Genomic DNA, 3,900 nt, shown 5'->3' on the forward strand with positions numbered 1-3,900 from the left:
TAGGTGGGCGCAAATCCGCTAAGCTCAAGGGCGGCTTAGCTTTACTGCATCGACGAGAAGCCTCTCGCCCGCGAATCCCTGCGGCCTACCGCCAGTCCCCCACCGCCGCCTGCCACAGCGTCAGCGCGCTGATCGCCGCCGTGTCGGCGCGCAGGATCCTCGGCCCCAGCGTCGCCGCCACCGCGTAGGGCAGCGCGCGCAGACCCTCCCGTTCCTTGGGCGAGAACCCGCCCTCCGGCCCGATCAGCACGGCCCACGGCCCCCCGGCCTTCACCGCGCCCAGCACTGGCGCCGCATCGCCCGCCTCGTCGCAGAACAGCAACTGGCGCGAGACATCCCAGGTCGACAGCAGCTTCTCCAGCTTCACCGGCTCCAGCACCTGCGGCACGTCCAGCCGGCCGGTCTGCTCCGAGGCCTCGGTGGCGATGGCCTGCAGCCGATCGATGCGGGTGTGGTCGGCGTTGGTTCGCTCGGTGATCACCGGGCGCACGCGCCGCGCGCCCAGCTCGGCCGCCTTCTCGACGATGGTCTCCAGCCGCGCCCGCTTCACCAGGGCGATCACCAGGTCGAGGTCGGGCCCGGTCTCCTGCGCGCGCGTGCGCGCCAGGGCCTCCAGCGTCACCGCCCGCTTGCCCACCTTCTCGATCCGCGCCCGCCACTCGCCGTCGCGGCCGTTGAAGGCCAGCACCTCGTCGCCGACGGCCTGGCGCATCACGGCGGAAAGGTAGCGGCTCTGGCCCTCGTCCAGCTCCAGGCGGACGCCGGCGGCGAGGTCGTGCGGGACGAACAGGCGGATCATTGGCCCCTGATAGCAATCCTGCGCATTATCCGGCCATGGCCAAGTCCGACGACGACAACGACAAAGACCTCGAAGCGCTGCAGATCGGCCTCGTCCGCTTCCAGCTCCGCGCCATCGAGAACGGCGACCGCCACCTGGTGATCTTCGAGGGGCGCGACACCGCCGGCAAGGACGGCGCGATCAAGCGGATCATCGAGCACCTCTCGGTCCGCAACACCCGCGTCGTGGCCCTGCCCAAGCCCGACGAGCGCGAGCGCAGCGAGTGGTACTTCCAGCGCTACGTCCCGCACCTGCCGGCCAAGGGCGAACTCGTGATCCTCAACCGCTCCTGGTACAATCGCGCCGGCGTCGAGCGCGTGATGGGCTTCTCCAGCCCCGACGAGCAGGAGGCGTTCCTGCGCGACGTGAACGTCTTCGAGCGGATGCTGATCGGCAGCGGCCTCAGGATCGTGAAGCTCTGGCTCGACATCTCGCGCAAGGAGCAGGCCCAGCGGCTGGAGGCCCGCAAGACCGACCCGCTGAAGGCCCTGAAGATCAGCGCCCTGGACGGCGTGGCGCAGGAGAAATGGGACGACTACTCCAAGGCTCGCGACGAGATGCTGGTGCGCACGAACTGCCAGGAGGCCCCCTGGACGGTCATCCACACCGACAGGAAGCCCGAGGCCCGGGCCAACATCATGCGCTTCCTGCTGAAGGAGCTGGCCCCCAAGGAGGTCTCGCGCGATATAGCCCCGCCCGATCCGAAGGTGGTCTACCCCTTCGAGCTCTCCGCCCTCACGGACGGCCGCCTCGAGCACTAGCGCGATGGAACTGGTCTTCATTCACGGGCCCGCCGCGGCCGGAAAGCTCACGGTCGCGCGAATCCTCGCCGCTCGGACCGGCCACGCCCTGTTCCACAACCACCTCGTGGTCGACGCCGTGGGCGCGGTCTTCCCCTTCGGATCGCCCGAGTTCCGCGGCCTGCGCGAGGCGTTCTGGCTGCAGACCTTCGAAGCGGCGGCGCGGGCCGGCCGCTCACTGATCTTCACCTTCGCCCCGGAGGCCACGGTCGCACCCGACTTCGCGGACGCCGTGGTTCGCACCGTGGAGGCCGTCGGCGGACGGGTCCGCTTCATCGCCCTCGCCTGCCCTGACGACGAACAGGACCGGCGCATCGAGGCCAGCTCGCGTGAAGCCTTCGGCAAGCTGCGCTCGCTCGACCTGCTGCGAACGCTCCGGCGACAGGGCGCGTTCGACTACCCGGAACTGCCGGCCGAGATCGTCCTCGATACGTCCCAGATGTCTCCCGAATCGGCCGCGGCGCGCATCGCCGAGCGCCTCGCCGCGCCCTGCGACGACGCGCCACAAGCTTAACGGGAAGTTTCCCACTGCGTTCTCAGGCGCCCCGAGTTGACGCCCTTCGCGTTAACCATAGATTCACCATGCTTGTTCGTCGTTCGTTCCATCGTTAGCTTCGTTCCGACCCTGAACGGCGGCGACTCGAAGGACCCCATGACGCGCGACACCCTCACCGCGGGCGAGGCCCGCCGCATCGCCCTGGCTGCACAGGGCTTCGGCGGCGACCGCGACGCGCCGGTCGGCAAGCGCCAGCTCGTGAAGCTGATCGAGCGACTGGGCGTCGTCCAGATCGACTCCGTCAACGTGGTCTCGCGCACCCACTACCTGCCGGCCTTCTCGCGCCTGGGGGCCTATCCCCGAGAACTCCTGGAGGAGGTGGCCTGGGCGAAGACGCGGCCGCTCTTCGAGTACTGGGCGCACGAGGCCTCCCTCCTGCCCCTGGCTGCCCAGCCCCTGCTGCGCTGGCGCATGGAGGACGCCCGCAACGGCGTCGGCACCTGGAAGGGAATCGCCAAGTTCCTGCGCGAGCGCCGCGACTTCATCGACCGCGTGCTGGACGAAATCGCCACCCGCGGCCCTCTCTCGGCGTCCGAGCTGGAGATGGGTCACAAGGGCGAGGGCGGCTGGTGGGGCTGGAGCGAGGCCAAGCGCGCGGTCGAATGCCTGTTCTGGGCCGGCGAGCTCACCACCGCCACCCGCCGCGGCACGTTCGAGCGGGTCTACGGCCTGCCCGAGAAGGTGCTGCCCAAGGCGATCCAGGACATCCCCACTCCGTCGCGCGAGGACGCGCAGCGCGAACTCTACCGCATCGCCGCCCGCGCCATGGGGATCGCCACCGCCCGCGACCTGCGCGACTACTTCCGCATGCCGGCGGAGGGCGCGAAGGAGCGCCTGGCCGAACTGCTGGACGCCGGCCACCTCGTTCCCGTGACCGTCAAGGGCTGGCGCGAACAGGCCTACCTAGACCCCGCCGCCAGGCGCCCGCGCAGGATCGACCACACAGCCCTGCTCTCGCCCTTCGACAACCTCATCTGGTTCCGCGACCGGACCGAGCGGATGTTTGGCGTGAAGGTGCGCCTCGAGATCTATGTGCCGGCCGAGAAGCGCCAGCACGGCTACTACGTCCTGCCATTCCTCGAAGGCGACGCCCTCACCGCCCGCGTCGACCTCAAGGCCGACCGCAAGGCCGGCGTCCTCCTGGTGCAATCCGCCCACGCCGAACCCTGGGCCAGCGCCGAGACGCCTGCGAAGCTCGCGGCCGAACTCAAGCGTATGGCCGGCTGGCTGGGGCTGGAGACCGTGAGGGTGCAGCCAAAAGGCGACCTGGCGCCGGCGCTGAGCGATGCGCTGTAATTCGTCGCTCCTCCCCCGTCGCGAAGACGACGGGGGAGGTGGCTCGCGGCAAGGCCGCGAGACGGAAGGGGCGCTAGGCCCCTACCCCACCCCCTCCGTCACCGCGTTCAGCCGCGCGTAGGCCCCGCCCCGCTTCACCAGGTCGGCGTGCCGGCCCTCCTCCACGACCCGGCCCTGGTCGAACACCAGGATTCGGTCCGCGCCGCGGATGGTCGACAGGCGGTGGGCGATGACGATGGTGGTGCGGCCCACCATCAGTTCCTCCATCGCCGCCTGCACCTGGCGTTCCGTCTCGACGTCCAGCGAGCTTGTCGCCTCGTCCAGCACCAGGATCGGCGCGTCGGCGAGGAAGGCCCGGGCGATCGCCACCCGCTGCCGCTCGCCGCCCGACAGCTTCACGCCGCGCTCGC

Annotated in this window: 5 protein-coding genes; 3 read left to right on the plus strand and 2 right to left on the minus strand. The window is 70.2% G+C overall.

Going from position 1 to position 3,900, the window contains the following annotated elements; genetic code table 11:
* Window positions 1–85: 85 nt before the first annotated feature.
* Complete coding sequence (locus Q0L11_RS15360; RefSeq protein WP_296598373.1) at window positions 86–799, minus strand: 16S rRNA (uracil(1498)-N(3))-methyltransferase; 714 nt, start codon at window positions 797–799, stop codon at window positions 86–88.
* Between the two features lie 35 nt (window positions 800–834).
* Between Q0L11_RS15360 and ppk2 the strand changes: the two genes are divergently transcribed.
* The 3 genes from ppk2 to Q0L11_RS15375 all read left to right on the plus strand — a co-directional run bounded on the left by ppk2 (window position 835) and on the right by Q0L11_RS15375 (window position 3,490).
* On the plus strand, window positions 835–1,599 hold the full coding sequence (ppk2, locus tag Q0L11_RS15365) for a polyphosphate kinase 2 (protein ID WP_296598375.1): 765 nt from the start codon (window positions 835–837) through the stop codon (window positions 1,597–1,599).
* A gap of 4 nt (window positions 1,600–1,603) precedes the next feature.
* Window positions 1,604–2,152, plus strand: coding sequence for an AAA family ATPase (locus Q0L11_RS15370; RefSeq protein WP_296598376.1), 549 nt, complete (start codon window positions 1,604–1,606; stop codon window positions 2,150–2,152).
* Between the two features lie 138 nt (window positions 2,153–2,290).
* Window positions 2,291–3,490 carry a winged helix-turn-helix domain-containing protein gene (locus Q0L11_RS15375; protein ID WP_296598377.1) on the plus strand — a complete coding sequence of 400 codons (1,200 nt, stop codon included), beginning with the start codon at window positions 2,291–2,293 and terminating at the stop codon, window positions 3,488–3,490.
* An 81-nt stretch (window positions 3,491–3,571) separates the two neighbouring features.
* Here Q0L11_RS15375 and Q0L11_RS15380 read toward each other — a convergent pair.
* A partial coding sequence (locus Q0L11_RS15380; RefSeq protein ID WP_296598379.1) for an ATP-binding cassette domain-containing protein occupies window positions 3,572–3,900 on the minus strand: 329 nt, incomplete at its 5' end.

The sequence above is a fragment of the Phenylobacterium sp. genome (assembly GCF_024508875.1).
Classification (GTDB): Bacteria; Pseudomonadota; Alphaproteobacteria; order Caulobacterales; family Caulobacteraceae; genus Phenylobacterium.